This window comes from Caulobacter sp. GW821-FHT10A10, from assembly GCF_059415745.1.
Window position 1 is genome coordinate 12,779 of the sequence record NZ_JBWKNV010000004.1, and the last position, 15,182, is coordinate 27,960.

At 66.8% G+C, this 15,182-nt stretch carries 16 protein-coding genes and 1 pseudogene; 8 read left to right on the plus strand and 9 right to left on the minus strand.

What is annotated here, in order from left to right:
* Positions 1-23 precede the first annotated feature (23 nt).
* From AC07NS_RS12210 to flbT, 6 genes are all read right to left on the minus strand, one after another.
* Entirely contained in the window at positions 24-863 is an 840-nt protein-coding gene (locus tag AC07NS_RS12210) for a flagellin (protein WP_494603515.1), read from the minus strand.
* 184 nt (positions 864-1,047) lie between these two features.
* On the minus strand, positions 1,048-1,392 hold the full coding sequence (locus AC07NS_RS12215; protein WP_494603517.1) for a hypothetical protein: 345 nt from the start codon (positions 1,390-1,392) through the stop codon (positions 1,048-1,050).
* A 105-nt stretch (positions 1,393-1,497) separates the two neighbouring features.
* On the minus strand, positions 1,498-2,319 hold the full coding sequence (locus AC07NS_RS12220) for a flagellin (RefSeq protein ID WP_198574983.1): 822 nt from the start codon (positions 2,317-2,319) through the stop codon (positions 1,498-1,500).
* 347 nt (positions 2,320-2,666) lie between these two features.
* A complete protein-coding gene (locus tag AC07NS_RS12225; protein ID WP_110121789.1) occupies positions 2,667-3,491 on the minus strand; it encodes a flagellin in 825 nt (274 codons plus the stop codon).
* 238 nt (positions 3,492-3,729) lie between these two features.
* Positions 3,730-4,092: a flagellar biosynthesis regulator FlaF gene (flaF, locus tag AC07NS_RS12230; protein ID WP_110121788.1), complete on the minus strand. Its 363-nt coding sequence runs from the start codon at positions 4,090-4,092 to the stop codon at positions 3,730-3,732.
* Complete coding sequence (flbT, locus tag AC07NS_RS12235) at positions 4,052-4,477, minus strand: flagellar biosynthesis repressor FlbT (protein WP_110121787.1); 426 nt, start codon at positions 4,475-4,477, stop codon at positions 4,052-4,054. Before flbT ends, flaF begins: the two co-directional genes overlap by 41 nt.
* Before the next feature lie 193 nt (positions 4,478-4,670).
* Between flbT and AC07NS_RS12240 the strand changes: the two genes are divergently transcribed.
* From AC07NS_RS12240 to AC07NS_RS12260, 5 genes are all read left to right on the plus strand, one after another.
* Entirely contained in the window at positions 4,671-6,464 is a 1,794-nt protein-coding gene (locus AC07NS_RS12240) for a tetratricopeptide repeat protein (protein ID WP_494603519.1), read from the plus strand.
* Positions 6,465-6,543: 79 nt separating this feature from the next.
* Positions 6,544-6,930 (plus strand): primosomal protein, encoded by a 387-nt coding sequence (locus tag AC07NS_RS12245; protein ID WP_494603521.1) that lies wholly within the window; start codon positions 6,544-6,546, stop codon positions 6,928-6,930.
* A gap of 89 nt (positions 6,931-7,019) precedes the next feature.
* Complete coding sequence (locus AC07NS_RS12250) at positions 7,020-7,169, plus strand: hypothetical protein (protein WP_494603523.1); 150 nt, start codon at positions 7,020-7,022, stop codon at positions 7,167-7,169.
* 93 nt (positions 7,170-7,262) lie between these two features.
* Positions 7,263-8,129, plus strand: coding sequence for an AAA family ATPase (locus AC07NS_RS12255; protein ID WP_494603525.1), 867 nt, complete (start codon positions 7,263-7,265; stop codon positions 8,127-8,129).
* 94 nt (positions 8,130-8,223) lie between these two features.
* The gene (locus tag AC07NS_RS12260; RefSeq protein ID WP_494603526.1) at positions 8,224-9,057 is read left to right on the plus strand and encodes a hypothetical protein; all 834 of its coding nucleotides are present in this window, start codon (positions 8,224-8,226) and stop codon (positions 9,055-9,057) included.
* 150 nt (positions 9,058-9,207) lie between these two features.
* Here AC07NS_RS12260 and AC07NS_RS12265 read toward each other — a convergent pair whose 3' ends face one another.
* Together AC07NS_RS12265 and AC07NS_RS12270 are read right to left on the minus strand one after the other, a co-directional pair.
* On the minus strand, positions 9,208-9,579 hold the full coding sequence (locus tag AC07NS_RS12265; RefSeq protein ID WP_110121782.1) for a hypothetical protein: 372 nt from the start codon (positions 9,577-9,579) through the stop codon (positions 9,208-9,210).
* 41 nt (positions 9,580-9,620) lie between these two features.
* The gene (locus AC07NS_RS12270) at positions 9,621-10,433 is read right to left on the minus strand and encodes a universal stress protein (protein ID WP_494603528.1); all 813 of its coding nucleotides are present in this window, start codon (positions 10,431-10,433) and stop codon (positions 9,621-9,623) included.
* A 180-nt stretch (positions 10,434-10,613) separates the two neighbouring features.
* Between AC07NS_RS12270 and AC07NS_RS12275 the strand changes: the two genes are divergently transcribed.
* The 3 genes and pseudogenes from AC07NS_RS12275 to AC07NS_RS12285 all read left to right on the plus strand — a co-directional run bounded on the left by AC07NS_RS12275 (position 10,614) and on the right by AC07NS_RS12285 (position 12,825).
* Entirely contained in the window at positions 10,614-11,255 is a 642-nt protein-coding gene (locus AC07NS_RS12275; RefSeq protein ID WP_110121791.1) for a YfbR-like 5'-deoxynucleotidase, read from the plus strand.
* Positions 11,221-12,247: pseudogene (locus AC07NS_RS12280) on the plus strand (NUDIX hydrolase); the annotation flags it as partial. The gene AC07NS_RS12275 and the pseudogene AC07NS_RS12280, both read left to right, overlap by 35 nt.
* A 197-nt stretch (positions 12,248-12,444) precedes the next feature.
* Positions 12,445-12,825 (plus strand): hypothetical protein, encoded by a 381-nt coding sequence (locus tag AC07NS_RS12285; protein WP_494603531.1) that lies wholly within the window; start codon positions 12,445-12,447, stop codon positions 12,823-12,825.
* A 171-nt stretch (positions 12,826-12,996) separates the two neighbouring features.
* Here the strand turns inward: AC07NS_RS12285 and glyS are convergent, their stop codons facing one another.
* Positions 12,997-15,180 (minus strand): glycine--tRNA ligase subunit beta, encoded by a 2,184-nt coding sequence (gene glyS, locus AC07NS_RS12290; protein ID WP_494603533.1) that lies wholly within the window; start codon positions 15,178-15,180, stop codon positions 12,997-12,999.
* Positions 15,181-15,182 lie beyond the last annotated feature (2 nt).

The following is a 15,182-nucleotide window of genomic DNA, read 5'->3' on the forward strand; positions in this document are numbered from 1 at the left end:
GTGACAATTACGTTGGGGCAGCCTCAGCCGCCGCTGCCGAACAGCGACAGGATGATCTGCGGGGCGCTGTTGGCGATCGACAGGGCCTGGGCGCCGAGCTGCTGCTTGACCTGCAGGGCCTGCAGGCGGGCGCTTTCCTTGGCCATGTCGGCGTCGACGAGATTGCCCACCCCGGTCTCCAGCACGTCGGACAGCTTGGAGACGAAGGTGTTGTGAGCGTCGATCTGCTTGGCCTGCGAGCCGATCGAGCCGACCGCCTGGTTGACCGAGGCGATGGTCGTGTCCAGGCGGGTCAGAACGGCCGTGGCCTGGGTCAGGGTGGCGATGCTGTCGGTGGCGACCAGGCTGTTGTTGGGGCTGCCCAGCGACAGGGTCTGCAGGTTCAGCGAGATGACGGTCTGGGCGTCGGCGTCGGCCAGGAAGGTGATGGCGGTGGTCTGGCTGCCGTCGAGGATGTTGGCGCCGTCGAAGGTGGCGCTGTCGACCACCTGGGTCAGGTTGCTGAGCAGGCCCTGGAAGTCGGCGTCGAGGGCCTTGCGGGCCGAGGTCGACAGCGAGCTGTCCTTGGCGGCGACCACCTTCTCGCGCATCTGGTTGAGCAAGTCGGAGACCGACTCCCCGGCCGTCAGGGCGACGTCGGCGATCGAGGTGGCGCGGTCGAGGCTCATCTTGACCGAGGACAGGGCCGAACGGTCGGCCTGCTGGTCCTGGGCGATCGACCAGACCGCCGCGTTGTCCTTGGCGCTCGAGATCGCAAGGCCGGTGTTGATGCGGGTCTGGACGCCCGACATCTCTTCGTTGGTCTTGTTCAGATTCTGCAGGGCGATCAGCGCAGGCTGATTGGTGTTCACGCTCAGCGTCATCACGATCTCCGAACGGCGTTCTCGCCGACTTACGAGGGAGCTCGGTACGCGATTCGGCGGCCGAGCAGGATCGACCGTGAACTTGCCGTTGCGGCGGTAAGAATATGGTTAACGCGCGTAAACCATAACGCGCCTGCGACGTCGCGCCGCAAGCGTTGGCCGGAAATCCTTACGCGGCAAGGCCTTAGGTCAGGCCGTCATAGATCTTGCCGGGGCCGTAGGACGCAGCGTCCTTGAACCTCAGCACGTCTTCGCGCGGATATTGCTTAAGGGTTTCGCCGGTGCGCCGGTCGACCGTCTTGTAGACGTAGACCCCGCTGTCGATGTCTTCCTCGATCACCAGGCGCAGGTCGCCGGGCTGAGGACCGTTGTCGGCCTTCTGCTCGGTGGCGCTCTTGCGCGCCTCGGCCTTGCGGGCGTCGGAAACGACATCGCCGTCCGAGGACGAGCCTGGGACGGTGGGCGAAACGATCGGATTTTGCGCGGACAGTTCTTGAACCAGAGCCGTCAGCGCGGCCTTGCTTTCCATCTCTCCTATCGCCGCCGGTCAGGACGGCGCCTCTGCTATCCCCTCCCCGGCCGAGGCCGAAGGAAAGGCGGGGACGGTCCGGGAGGACCGCCCCCTGCTCGTTCCTTATCGGAACAGGCTCAGGACCGTGCCGGTCGACTGGTTGGCGATAGAGAGCGCCTGGATGCCCAGCTGCTGCTTGGTTTGCAGAGCTTGGAGCTTGGCGCTTTCCTTGGCCAGGTCGGCGTCGACCAGGTTGCCCACGCCGGCGTCGAGGCTGTCTTGCAGCTTGCCGACGAAGGTCAGGTGGGTGTCGAGGCCCGTCGAGCTGGTGCCCAGCGAGGCCAGCTTGTTGGTCGTCGTCTGCAGGGCCGTGTCGATGGTAGCGATCATCGTCTTGGCCGCAGCGGCGTCCGCGAAGGTGGTGCTGGTGCTCAGGCCGATACCAGCCAGCGACAGGGTCTTGGAGTTCACCGTGATGGCGGTGCCGTCCGAGTTGGCCAGGAAGCTGAGCTTCGTGGTCGAACCGTCGATGATGCTGGCGCCGTTGAACTTGGCGTTGCTCACGGCCTTGGTGATCTGGTCGCGCAGCGAAGTGAAGTCAGACTTCAGGGCGTTGAACGAGGCAGTGTTCAGCGAGGTGTCGGAAGCGGCCAGGGCCTTTTCCTTCATCTTGCCGAGCAGGTCCGTGACGGTGTCGCCGGCGGCCAGAGCGACGTCGATCGTGGATTGACCGCGTTGCAGCGAGTCCTTCACGGCGTTCATCGAGGAGGCGGTGGCCGACTGGTTCTTGGCGGTGGCCCAGATAGCGCCATTGTCTTTGGCGCTGCCGATCTTCTTACCGGTGTTGATACGCTGTTGCGTAACGGCGAGATCGCTGTTGGTCGAGTTCAGGTTTTGCAGGGCGATCATCGCGCCCGAGTTCGTGTTGATGCTGTTCAGCGCCATAACGAATATGTTCCTATTTCAGGTTGTCCGACGTCATTTTGACTGCCGGGAGCGTTTTGCTCGCTGAACTAGGAAGCAACTACCGGGCCAATCCTGCCCACCCATGCGAAATTTTTAAGCCGTTGAAATTGCTGCGTTATATGTTCGTTTAGGACGTTGTCGCCCGGCAATTCCTGCCGACTTGAGGCGCCATCCGGCAAAATGTGCCGGGCAGGTTTCAGCAGATGCGACCGTTTTGCCCACCCGAAAATCGACCGCCGGTCGCCGGAAATGCGGGTCCGGAAAAAGAAAACGCCGGGCGGTCTTTCGACCGCCCGGCGCTTGTCGCCGCCTTGGCGCTTCTTCGATCAGCCCTTGAACAGGGACAGGATCGACTGGGGCGCCTGGTTGGCGATGGACAGTGCCTGCACGCCCAGTTGCTGCTTGGTTTGCAGCGACTGCAGCTTGGCGCTTTCCTTGGCCATGTCCGCATCGACCAGGTTGCCGACACCGGCGTCGAGGCTGTCCTGCAGCTTGCCCATGAAGGTCAAGTGCATGTCCAGGCCGACCGAGTTGGTGCCGAGCGAAGCCAGCTTGTTCGTCGTCGTGGTCAGAGCCGTGTCGATGGTGGAGATCATCGTCTTGGCCGCCGCGGCGGTCGTGAAGGTCGTCGCCGCCGACAGACCGATGCCCGTGAGGGACAGGGTCCGCGAGGTGACGGTGAACGCCGAGCCCGTTTCGTTCGCCAGGAACTGCAGCTTCGTGGTCGAACCGTCCACGACGCTGGCTCCGTTGAACTTGGCGTTCGTCACGGCCTTGGTGATCTGGTCACGCAGGGACGTGAAGTCAGCCTGAAGGGCGTTGAACGAGGCGGTGTTGAGCGAGGTGTCGGAAGCGGCCAGAGCCTTTTCCTTCATCTTGCCCAGCAGATCGGTGACGGTGTCGCCTGCAGCCAGAGCAACATCGATCGTCGATTGGCCGCGCTGGAGAGAATCCTTCACGGCGTTCAACGAGCTCGACGTCGCGCTCTGCATTTCAGCCATCGACCAGATCGCGCCGTTGTCCTTAGCGCTCGAGATCTTCTTGCCGGTGTTGATGCGTTGCTGGGTGGTGGTCAGCTCCGAGTTGGTGGCGTTCAGGTTCTGCAGCGCGATCATCGCGCCGGCATTGGTGTTGATGGAGTTGGCGATCATAGGAACCTACCATTTTGGTGGAGAGCCCCGGCGTTTTGCCGGTCGGGCGTTTTGCCCGCGGGAACCATCGCAAACGGCGGGCCAGTTCAGGCCAGATCGCAACGCCTTGAAATATAAGGGAATTAAAAAATATCAGGCCGGAAACGAAACCGCCCGGCGAATGCAACATTCGCCGGGCGGCAGGTTTTTCCGAAGAGAAGCGGCAATCGGCGCCGAGCGGCGCCGTGGCGCGATCAGATCAGGCCGCTTCGGCGCGAGCGGCCAGGCCCTGCATGATCATGCGGTTGATCTCGATCAGAGGCTCGAACTCCTCTTCCTTGCGCATGACAAGGCTCGAGTGCCGGCTGACCCAGAGGCTCAGCGAGATGATGCTCGCGCGCAGCTCCTTGGGCATGGTGTTCTCCGGCAGCGAGCAGTCGGTCGCCAGCGCGGACCAGACACGACGGTTCCAGTCCAGAGCGTGGATACGCTTCTGGATGTCGCCATCCTCGGCTTCCGAAGCCTCCATGAGGGCCCGAGTCACCTGTCCGAACAGACGGTACTCGACCTCTCGCGGATTCTCAGTCCTGGTCGCCGCCTGTTGGTAGGCCCGAAGAGACATTCCCCAACCTCTCGTCTTCGTAATCGATCAGCTTACGGCTCAGCATGAGCGCCTTGTAGTATTCACGCGCCATGACGTGTTTCGAGATCGCGATGCAATCGGCCAGAACGGCCGCGTTGCGCACCACGCCCATGAACTCGGTCAGGCGGGTGGCGAACTCGTCGTAGTATTTCTCGGCGCCAGCCTCTTCCAGGTACATCATCATGACCGGGAAGTAGATCCGACGCGAGGGCGTGGTGACCTGGTCGGGCTGCATGATGTCCTTCTCACGCAGCACAGAGGCCTTGTTCTGGAGGACCAGCACGCCGCGACGATCGCCGTTCTGCACGACCGCCCCGTTCAACACGAATTTCTCGCCGGGCTTCAGCGACAGCTTCAAAGGCACTTTTGGCCGCTCCTTTCCATCGCTGCGCCCGTCCGCCGTGATGGCGGTTCGCCGGAATGGCGTTCAATCGGGACCCTAGGTCGCCGTGGGTTAACGCCTTGTTGCCGCCGACGCGACCGTAAGTCGCAGCTTAGGACTCAATTAAGCATACTCGCCCAGAGGATGAAGTCATCCAATCGCCCAAGGTGGTCGCATGTCCCGCAATCTCGGCTTCGGAATCTCGGCCGCCGCCCTCGCAGCCGCCGAAGAAGCGGCCGGTGAAGGCGTCCACCTGGGCCTGCGCGCCGAACAGCTGGGCGATTCCGCCTCGTCCGATTCGATCGCCCGCCTGAATCTGGAAGCCCGCGCCGTCCGCGACCACGAAAGCGTGAAGCTGCTCAATCGCGCCATCGTCGCCGTGCAGCAGGGCGACTACGCCCGCGCCGAGAAGAACGCCCTCAAGGCCTTGAAGAAGGACGAGCGCACGGGCGTGGCCTGGCACGTCCTGGCCGTGGCCCGCGAGAAGCTCGGCGACTTCGGCTCCTCCATGCAGTGCTACGAGGCCGCGCTGCAGCTCCTGCCCAGCCAGGGCCAGGTGGCGGGCGACCTGGGCCGCCTGGCCTTCCGCCTGGAAATGCCCGACATCGCCGCCAAGCTGTTCATGCATTACCTGAACGAGCGGCCAGGCGACCTCGAAGGGGTCAACAACCTGGCCTGCGCGCTGCGCGACCTGAACCAGGAATCGGCGGCGATCGACGTCCTCAAGCCCGCCATCCAGGCCAATCCTGAAGTGCCGGCGCTGTGGAACACCCTGGGCACGGTGATGTGCAGCATGGGCGAAGGCGCCACCGCCCTCACCTTCTTCGACGAGGCCCTGCGCCTGTCGCCCAACTTCGGCAAGGGTCACCACAACCGCGCCTTCGCTCGCCTCGACCTGGGCGACGTCGAGGGCGCCCGCGCCGATTGCGAGGCCGGCATCGCCGCCGCCGAGTCGACCGAAGACCTGGCGACCATGCGCTTCGCCCATTCGACCATCCTTCTGGCCCTGGGCCGCGTGGCCGAGGGCTGGGAGGCCTACCGGGCGCGCCTTTCGCCCGAACTGCCCGGCGCGCCGCACTATCCGATGCCGGTCCGCGCCTGGGAGCCCGGCGAGGATCTGGCCGGCAAGCGCCTGCTGGTCCTGGCCGAGCAGGGCCTGGGCGACGAGGTGATGTTCGCCAACACCCTGCCCGACGTGATCGAGGCCCTCGGCCCCGACGGCGCCCTGTCGGTGGTGGTCGAGCGCCGCCTCGTCCCGCTGTTCGAGCGCTCGTTCCCGCAAGTCCAGGTCAGCATCCACCGCACGGTCGCCTACCAGGGCCGCACCTACCGCAACGCGCCCTTCATCGAGGACTGGTCGAAGATCGACTGCTGGGTCCCGATGGCCTCGCTGCTGAAGACCTTCCGCCCGACCGCCGAGGCTTTCCCCGCCCGCGAGCGCTTCCTGACGCCCGATCCCGAACGCGTCGCCCACTGGAAAAAGGTGCTGGAGCAGGCCCCGCCCGGACCCAAGGTCGGCCTGCTGTGGAAGAGCCTGCGCCTGAACGCCGAGCGCGCCCGCCAGTTCTCGCCGTTCGAGCTGTGGGAGCCCGTTCTGAAGACGCCGGGCATCTCGTTCGTGAACCTGCAGTACGGCGACTGCGACGAGGAGATCGCCTACGCCCGCGACCACCTGGGCGTCGAGATCTGGACCCCGCCCGGCATCGACCTGAAGCAGGATCTGGACGACGTGGCCGCCCTCTCCTGCGCGCTCGACCTGACGCTGGGCTTCGCCAACGCCACCATCAACCTGGCCGGGGCCTGCGGCGCGCCGGTGTGGCTGCTGACCGGCGCGGCCGCCTGGACCCGCCTGGGGACCGACCACTATCCCTGGTACCCGCAGGCCCGCTGCTTCATAGCCCCCAACTACGACGACTGGCGGCCGATCATGGCGCAGGTGTCGGAAGCTCTGGGCGAGTTCGCCGGCTGATAGGCAGGAACACCCTCAGCCGGGGCGGGTTTGACTCCGTGACGAGTGGCGATCGCGCCGCCCAAGCAGGAGACCCGCCATGCCCCCGGAAACCGATTTCGAACCGCAGGACGTCGCCGAGGTCCTGGACGAGACCAACCTCACCGAGGACGGCGAGGACATCGCCAATTTCGACGAGATCGACGACGTCTACGACGTCACCCAGGCCGAGGACGACGCCTCGGAAGACGAGGACGAAGACCTCGACCTCCTCGACGACGACGAACTCGTGGAGATCGACGACGAACTCGAATCCGGCCGCGACGACGAGGGCCTGGACGTCGAACGCGAGCCGCTGGATCCGGTCGGCGGCGGCCTGTCGGACGAGGACCAGATCTCCGACGACAGCGAGGAGCCCTCCGACTACGAGTCGACGCGCCTGGCCGACGACGACATCGAAGCCCTGGGCTACGATAAGCGCGGCTAGGGCCGCGAAGGCGGGTCGGGTTCGCGATCAAAACATTCTAGCCGCGCGTCAAAGGCGGCGCATAATTCCGCTCCGCCAGGAGACTTCCCATGTCCGATCCCAAACCCGACGCCCCTGCCCCGGAAGATGCGGAAAACCTCGACGAACAGCTCGAGGAAGGCCTGGAGGAGAGCTTCCCGGCCAGCGATCCGCCTTCGGTGGCCCGCCGTCATCGCCAACCGCCGCAGAACCCGGCTTGATCCGGAAGACCGATGCTCTGTAGGTTAGACTGACGTTTTGAACACTTGTTCGATGCGCGCCCGACACACCGGGCGCGCCGTCAGGAATACCAGATGAGCCAGCGCTTCGAAGGCACCGCCGACTACGTCGCCACCGAGGACCTCAAGGTCGCCGTCAACGCCGCCGTGGCGCTTGAACGCCCGCTGCTGATCAAGGGCGAGCCCGGCACCGGCAAGACCGTGCTGGCCTATGAAGTGGCCAAGGCGATGAACGCCCCGCTGCTGACCTGGCACATCAAGTCGACGACCAAGGCCCAGCAGGGCCTCTACGAATACGACGCCGTCACCCGCCTGCGCGACAGCCAGCTGGGCGACGAGCGCGTCAAGGACGTCAGGAACTACATCAAGAAGGGCAAGCTCTGGGAGGCGTTCGAGAGCGAGCAGCGCCCCGTGCTGCTGATCGACGAGATCGACAAGGCCGACATCGAGTTCCCGAACGACCTCCTGCAGGAGCTCGATCGCATGGAGTTCTTCGTCTACGAGACCGGCGAGACCATCAAGGCCAAGGTCCGGCCGGTGATGATCATCACCTCCAACAACGAAAAGGAGCTGCCGGACGCCTTCCTGCGCCGCTGCTTCTTCCACTACATCCGCTTCCCCGAGGAGGCGACGATGCAGGCCATCGTCGACGTGCACTTCCCGGGCATCAAGCAGAAGCTGGTCTCCGAGGCGCTGCGCATCTTCTACGACATGCGCAAGGTGCCTGGCCTGAAGAAGAAGCCGTCGACCTCGGAACTGCTCGACTGGCTGAAGCTGCTGCTGGTCGAGGACATCGACGAGACCGTGCTGCGCGAGAAGGATCCGACCAAGCTGATCCCGCCCCTGCACGGCGCCCTGCTGAAGAACGAGCAGGACGTGCACCTGTTCGAACGCCTGGCCTTCCTGGCCCGCCGCGAAGGCAGCGCCCGGCCGGGGCAATAAGTATCCGGCGCCGACAAGGCGCCGTTACCGCGATTTCATTGGACGCGGATCGCCGACCCGCACACTTTCGCGCCGAACGCGAAGGACCCTTTCTATGCGCCTCATCCTCGTCCTGGCCGCCAGCGCCGCGGCCCTCGTGGCCTGCTCTCCGGTGGTGTCGGTGAAGACCGACAAGCACGAAGGCGTGGTCCACAGGAAGGAGCCTCTGCGGGCGATCTCGAAGCTGGACTGCCCCGAGAAGCAAGGCGGCCTGACACGCGTCTCGGTCGCCGCCGACGGCCGCTCGTGCCAGTACGCCGGCGACCAGGCCGAGGTCAGCCTGCGGCTGGTCGATTTCCAGAACAACGACGCCGAGGCCGCCCTCGCCCCGATCGAGGCCGAGCTCAAGACCCTGATGCCGCAGCTGAAGTCGCCAGCCACGCCGACCCCGCCCGGCGGCAAGAACACCGCCCACATCAAGCTGCCGGGCCTCAGCATCGACGCCCGCGACGAGGGCGCCGACATCCGCATCGGCGGCATGACCATCAACGCCAACGACGGCGACGCCCAGGTACGGGTCACCAAGAACGTCACCGAAAGCGGCGGCGGCAAGACCACCAAGGTCGAGGAGCGCAAGGACGGCGGCCACGAGAGCCGCACGGTCCAGGTCAGCTCCAGCGACGACGGGGACGGCGACGTCTCGATCCACGCCAATGACGACGGCGCGGTGATCCAGCAGCGCCGCAAGGCCAAGGACGGCGTCCGCGCCACCCTGGTGCTGGCCAGCGACAAGGCCCCGACCGGCTATCACTTGGCCGGCTACGAGGCCCGCGGCCCGCAAGGCGGTCCGCTGGCAGTTGCCGTGGTCAAGGCCAAGCGCCGCGACAGCGAGGACGGCGACCTGTTCAAGGCCATGAAGGCGCTGGTGCGCCACAACGTCGGGGGCTGACAGGCCCAAGGGAACCTCCCCCTGTGGGGGAGGTGATCGCGAAGCGATCGGTGGGGGGCGTGACTGCGAGATCGGCCAGCGATCCGGTAGCTGAAAACGTCCCCCCACCGGCCTTCGGCCGCCTCCCCACAGGGGGAGGTTCTCCAATAGTCAAATCGGCGTCACTTCCATGACCTTGTAGGTCAGCGGCCGGCCGTCCTCGTCGGTGACGGTGACGTATTCGCCGACCGCGAAGCGGTGCTGGCCCAGGCGATGCACAGGCTCATCGTCGATCTGGTCGTCCTCGTCATAGTCGAAGAACCAGCGCTCGCCCCGGCGGGCCAGGCGGCCGTCGGCGGCGTCCTCGTCGGGGGCGAAGCGGCGGACGGCGCAGTCCTTCCTGGCCTTGGCGTACTCGGCCTCGTCCAGATGGCCGTCGTCGGTCAGCGGCGCGGTCAGGGCGTAGCCCCGATGGTCGTCGCCGCCGGCGAACTCGGTGCCCGGATTGCGGGCCAAGCGCATGACGATGCGCGACAGGGACATGGACTGCCTCCTTCTTCTTGGTTGGCTTCTTGGTTGAAAACTCAGTGCGACAGGAAGAGCGACGGCCCGTCGGCGTTCAGCAGACTGCGGGTCGTGCCGCCGAAGATGAACTCCTGCAGGCGCGGGTGGCCGAAGGCGCCGGCGACCAGCACCTGCGCCCCCTCCTCGCGCGCAGCCTCCAGCAGCAGCTTGGCCGCGTCGTGCGCGCCCTCCAGCACCCGCACCTGAGCGGTGACGCCGCGGGCGGCCAGGAAATCGACCATCCGGGCCAGCTCGAAGCTGCGCGACGAGGCCGCCGGCGCGCCGGCCACCACCACCCGCGAAGCCTTCTGCAACAGCGGCAGGGCCGTACGCAGGGCGCGGCTGGCCTCCTTGCCGCCGTCCCAGGCGACCAGCACCGTGCCGCCCACCTTCAGGCCGGGACGGGCCACGACCACGGGCCGCTGCTCGTCGGCGATCATCTGCTGGAAGGCCTCGGCCAGCGGACCCTTGCCGCGCGCGGCCGCGTCGTCGAACACGATCACGTCCGACAGTCGGCACTCCATGGCCAGGCCCGCCCACACCGGCGATTCCAGCGTGGTGACCCGGGCGCGCGGATAGCCGACCGAGGCGACCAGGGCCTCGACCGCATGCGCGCCCTCGACGGCGGCCTCCTTCAGGCTTTCGAGCGCGGTGACCTGCACCCCGCCCATGAATCCCTCGCCCATCCACGGCATCAGGTCGGCCACATCGGCCGGCGCGTGGATCGCGGCCAGTTCGGCGTCGAAGCCGGCGGCCAGCTCGGCCGCGGCCCGCAGGACGCCTTCATCGGACTTGGCCCCGGCCAGCGGCGCCATGATTCTCGCCCAGCTCATGATCCATCCTCCAAATCGCCGGCGCGCGGCGGACACGAAAACCAATTCCGACGCCCTGCCGCGACGCGCCTTTGCGCGCTTTCTGACAAAACGCATTTCCACAGGCGTCGGCCCAGGCCATCATTGATCTTCATCAAGCGATGCGGCACTCAAACCACCTTCACCGTAAGGAACGATCTCGTGGCCAAAGGGCTGCATAAGGGCCAGCCGAGAGCGTGGCAGCGGATGCTTTCGGGCCGCAGGCTGGACCTGCTGGACCCGTCGCCGATGGATATCGAGATCGAGGACATCGCCCACGGCCTGGCGCGGGTGGCCCGCTGGAACGGCCAGACGATCGGCGACCACGGCTTCTCGGTGGCCCAGCACAGCCTGGTGGTCGAGGAGATCGCCGCCCACATCAAGCCCGACCTTGAGCCGCGCTGGCGCCTGGCGGCCCTGCTGCACGACGCCTCCGAATACGTGATCGGCGACATGATCAGCCCGTTCAAGGCGGCGCTGGGCGTGTCGTACAAGGACTTCGAGGCCCGGCTTGAAGACGCCATCCACATCCGCTTCGGCCTGCCGGTGAAGACCCCGGCCCCGATCAAGAAGCTGATCAAGCAGGCCGACCGCGCCTGCGCCTTCTTCGAGGCCACCCAGCTCGCCGGGTTCGAGCACGCCGAATCCCTGTCGATCTTCGGCGCCCCGCCGGCCGGCTACGACCTGAAGATCGTCCCCCAGCCGCCGTTCGAGGCTCAGGCCCGGTACGTCCAGCGCTTCCACGTGCTGTCGAAGGCGGCCGGCTACGAATCCTCGCCAAGCGCCGCGTTCGAGACCGAATGACGGGTCCAGGCGCCTCCTCCGCCGTCGTCATCGGCCTGTCGGCCGTGGTCGTGGCCGTGCGCGACGGCGAGGTCGTGGTCCTGACCGTGCGCCCGCACGACGCCGTCACCGACATCGCCTCGCCCCTGCCCGGCCTGCCGTTCGGCCCGTTCGACCCCGAGGGCCACCGCACCTTCGAACTGGCCCTGCGCGCCTTCGTCACCGAGCAGACCCGCTTCCAGCTGGGCTATGTCGAGCAGCTCTACACCTTCGGCGACAAGGGCCGCGACGCGCCCCGGGCCGAGGTCGGGGCCGGCGCAGCCCGCGTCGTCTCGATCGGCTATCTGGGCCTGACGCCCAAGGCCACCGACACCCAGGCCCCCGACACCGTCTGGGCGCCGTGGACCCGGTTCTTCCCCTGGGAAGACTGGCGCGCCGGCCGCCCCGCCCTGCTCGACGAGGCCATCGCACCGGCCCTGCGCCGCTGGGCCGGCGACGACGCCGACCGCCTGTCCCGCGCCCGCCTGGCCTTCGCGCTCGACGGCGCCCCCTGGAACGAGGAACGGGTGCTGGAGCGCTACGAGTTGCTCTACGAGGCGGGCCTGGCCCCCGAGGCCGCCCGCGACCGGGCCCGCGCCGACGGCCACGACCCGGCCGAGCCCGAGGCCCTGTCGGCGGCCCTGGGCGAGCCGATGATCTCCGACCACCGGCGGATCCTGGCCACCGGGCTTTCCCGCCTGCGCGGCAAGATCAAGTACCGCCCGGTGGTGTTCGAACTCATGCCCGCTGAGTTCACCCTCTCGGCCCTTCAGCGCACCGTCGAGGCCATCGCCGGCGTGCCGCTGCACAAGCAGAACTTCCGCCGCGTGGTCGAGCGCGAGGACCTGGTCGAGGGCCTTGGGCGCCTCGACAGCGAAACCGGCGGCCGTCCGGCGGAGCTGTTCCGGTTCCGGCGCGAGATCCTCGGCGCGCGGCAGGCCGGCGGACTGTCGCTGCCGCTGCTGCGGGAGTAGGCCCCTCACCTCCCGTCATTCCCGCCCTTGTGGCGGGAAACCCTGGTCCCGCCCGCACCTGAAGCGCCAGCGGATCGCCAGCGATCCGCCCCTGCCGCCCTTGCGGCTGACAGAGGGGTTCCCGCCACAAGGGCGGGAATGACGGGAAAAAGGGAGCGACGGTTGACGCTCGCCGCAACCTGCGGCCGACTGCGGTCATGAAGATCGACATCCGCATCCTGGCCGCCATGGGCGCCGCCGTGGTCCTGCTCGGCACGGGCCTCGCTCTCGTGGCCTACGTCTTCCACGACGCCGCCGACGAGGCGGTCGAGGACAAGGGCGACGACCAGCTAGCCATCGCCGGCGGCAAGATCGCCGTCCAGAACCGCTTCCCCGAAGCCACGGCCGTCGTCTTCGGCCAAGTCTTCACCCACCAGGACGGCGACGTCGTCTCGGTCTGCGGCCAGGTCGACATCCACCAGGAGCAGGACAGCTTCGACGGCCCCGAGCGCTTCGTCTGGTCCGACGGCGCCCTGGTGATCGAGGAGGCGGACGGGACCGACACTGTCAACGCCAAGTGGGCGGATGTGTGTGAATAGCCCCTCTCCCCTTGCGGGAGAGGGTGGCCTCCGAAGGAGGTCGGGTGAGGGGTCGCACGAGCGCAAAACGCCGCGACAGCCGATCAGCTGCCGCGGCGTTTGATTTCTGAGAGACCCCTCATCCGTCGGCTTTCGCCGACACCTTCTCCCGCAAGGGGAGAAGGATCAGGTTCAGCCGCCTACCAGACCGAAGTCCGCCACCTGGCCCATGGCCGCGCGGACGGCGGCGAGGGTCTTGAGGCGGTTGTCGCGGTGCTCGGGGTCGTTGACGAAGACGCCGTCGAGATAGGCGTCCACCGGACCGCGCAGTTCGGCCAGCTGGGCCATGGCGCCGGTGAAGTCTTCCTTGGCCAGGGCGTCCTTCAGCGGGCGGTCCAGCAGGCGCAGGGCCTGGTAGAGCCCGACCTCGGCGGCGCTGTCGGCGGCCGGCTCCTCAGGCGTGCCTTCCGGCAGCGGACCCTTCTTCTCCTCGGCCTTGAGGATGTTGGAGGCGCGCTTGTAGCCGGCCAGCAGATTCTTGCCGTCGTCGGTCTTCAGGAAGCCGTCCAGGGCCTCGACCCGCGCGACGATCCGCACGAGGTCGTCGTCCCCGAGCGCGAACACTGCGTCGACGAGGTCGTGGCGCTTGCCCTGGTCCTTCAGGGTGACCTTCAGGCGGTCGGCGAAGAAGGCCAACAGGTCAATCGATGCCGATCCAACGGCTGCAACGCCAGCCTCAAGCTCGTGAGCCATAGAGCTGGTAGGCCCAAAGTGCGCGTCAGAGGCATATTCAACGCCGATACGCCGCCACAGGTCTTGCAGAATAGAGCGCCATTCAGAATCGAAAGGCGGCTTACTCAGATCAGCTGCATAAAGACAGGAGACGGCTGCAGACTTAGTTGCCCGGCCAAGAGAGAGGCGAACGCCATTCTCCAGGATGATCCGGATTACGCCCAACGCCGCGCGACGCAGCGCATAGGGATCCTTCGACCCCGTCGGCTTCTCGTCGATCGCGAAGAACCCGACCAGCGTATCCAGCTTGTCGGCCAGGGCCACGGCCACGCTCAGCGGCGCGGTCGGGACGGCGTCGGAAGGACCCTGCGGCTTGTAGTGGTCCTGGATCGCCGCGGCGATCTCGGGATCGAGGCCGAAATGGCGGGCGTAATAGCCGCCCATGATCCCCTGCAACTCGGGGAACTCGCCGACCATCTGCGAGGTCAGGTCGGCCTTGGCCAGGCGCGCGGCCTCCTTGGCCTTCGCGACATCGGCTCCGACCAGGGGCGCGATCTCGCCGGCCAGGGCGACGATCCGCTCGACGCGCTGGGCCATGGTGCCGAGCTTGGCGTGGAAGGTCACGCCGTCCAGCTTGGCCAGCCACGGCTCGAAGCCGGTCTTGACGTCCTCGTCCCAGAAGAAGCGGGCGTCCGACAGGCGCGAAGACAGCACCTTGGCGTTGCCGGCGGCGATCACCTTGCCGCCGTCCTTGGCCTCGATGTTGGCCACGGTGATGAAGTGCGGGGCCAGACCCGCCTCCCCCGGCTTGCGCACGGCGAAGTACTTCTGGTGGGTGCGCATCGAGGTGCGGATCACCTCGGGCGGCAGGTCGAGGAACGACGGATCCATGTCGCCCAGCACCGGCGTCGGCCATTCGGCCAGGCCCGCGACTTCTTCCAGAAGTCCCTGGTCTTCGACCAATTCGAGATGACGGGCGAAGCACAGGGTCTTGCAGCCTTCGAGGATGCGCGCCTTGCGCTCCTCGACATCGAGCACGACGAAGTGGGCTTCCAGGCCGGCGACATATTCGTCGAAGTCCTTGGCGACGAAGGGTTTGGCTTCACCCATGAAGCGGTGGCCCTCGGTGACATCGCCGCTGGCGATGCCGTCGATCGAGAACGGCACCACCTCGCGGTCGAGCACGCAGAGGATCCGCTTCAGCGGACGCACCCAGCGCAGCTTGCCCGTGCCCCAGGTCATCGACTTGGGCCAGGCGAAGCCGCGGACGATGGCTTCCACCATCTCGGCGACGATCTCGGCGGTCGGGCGGCCCTTCTTTTCGACGAAGGCCATCCAGACGCCGTTCTGCTCGACCAGCTGGTCCTGCGTCAGGCTGGCCTTGCGCAGGAAGCCGTCCATGGCCTGCTGCGGGGCGCCGACGCGCGGGCCCTTCAGTTCTTCCTTGCGGTCGGCCTGGGCCAGCGGCAGGCCTTCGGCCACCAGGGTCAGGCGGCGCGGGCCGGCGAAGGTCTTCAGGGCCTCGGGCAGGAAGCCGGCGGCGGCCAGGTGTTCGCGCGCCATGCGCTCCAGGTCCTTGGCGGCCTGGCCCTGCATGCGGGCGGGGATCTCTTCGGAGAACAGTTCGAGAAGCAGTTGGGGCATTG